General features: G+C 69.1%; 1 pseudogene. It reads right to left on the reverse strand.

Annotated features, from left to right (window positions below):
• Nucleotides 1-220 precede the first annotated feature (220 nt).
• Nucleotides 221-1241, reverse strand: a pseudogene (locus CP49_RS16765) (L,D-transpeptidase); the annotation flags it as partial.

Genomic DNA, 1241 nt, shown 5'->3' on the forward strand with positions numbered 1-1241 from the left:
ACCTCGCTCCGCTCGAAGCTCTCGCCAATCTCCCGGGACCAAACACGTTCGCAGGGACGACCGTGGGGGAAAGGCGAGAACCTATCAACCTGTCGCCCCTGCGAACGCAGGGGCCCATACGCCGCGGCCTGTCCGTGACAGTGATGGGCCAGTTGCCTTTGCTACAATAACGCTCTGTGGCTTTGGATCCCCGCCTTCTCTGCGCGCGGCGTGCCGCGTCTTACCACCAGCCCGGTTGCATCGGACGATAGTACTGGCCGCCGCGCCGGCGCGTATTGCCGGTTTGGGGGGCCGGATCGCGCGGGAAATTGAAGAAGCCGAAGCCGTCGCCGCCCTGGAAGTCGTCGCTCGCAACGCGGACATCGACCGTCGGCCGGCGCGTCACGAAGCCGCCCTGCGGCTCGGTGCTCAGCACCGCGACGAACTCGGTGCGATAGTTGGTCTCGCTGCTCAGCGGCTCGTCCGAGATGACGATCGAGGATCGCGGCAATGCGGTCGGCGCGATGCGATCGAGCACCTCCTGCGGGATGGTGATGCGGTCCAGCGCGGCCTTGGCGTTGTCGCCGTTGTCGATCGTGACAGCGGTCCAGCGCAGGCTCGCCCCGTTGCGCGCCACCGCCGTGAACACATGCGTGCCGATCGGGCTTTCGGGATTGCGGATCGTCACCGGAACCTCAATCGTCGCATCGAACACGATGCCGCCGCCGTCAGGTGCCGGCTTGTGCGTGGGGCGGCGCACGTAAAGCTTCTGCGTCGCGCGGCTGATGTAGATCGAGACCGGCTCAAGCGCGAGCTTCGCCTCGCTCGCCGCTTTAGCGGAGTCGGCCTTCCTTGCCTCGGCCGCCTTGGCGGCGTCCCTTGCGGCGGCGGCGCCGGGCGACTGCGCGTCATTCCTGGCAGTGTTGATCTGGTTCGTCAGTTCCGCGGCCTTGGCGGCGGCCTTTTGCTTGAGGTCCTCGGCCCGCGCCTTGGCCTCGTCGGTCTTGGCGGCGGCGAGCGCCTTGTCGGCGTAGGCGAGCCCGGCGTCGGCGCGGGTCTTGAGCCCCTCCAGCTTGCGAAGCGACACCTTGAGCGCCGCCGCCTCGCGCGCCGCTGTCGCGGCAGCTTTCTTCGCCTCCCCAGCAGTCCAGGCCGCCTCCGCGGCCTCGCGGGCGAGCGTCTCGGCGCGCGTCGGTGCAGCCGCAATGGCCTCCGGGCTCGGCACGAATAGCGCCGGGTGGGAGAACCCGACCGGCTCCGCG

It is taken from the genome of Bradyrhizobium valentinum (assembly GCF_001440405.1).
GTDB classification, from domain to species: Bacteria; Pseudomonadota; Alphaproteobacteria; order Rhizobiales; family Xanthobacteraceae; genus Bradyrhizobium; species Bradyrhizobium valentinum.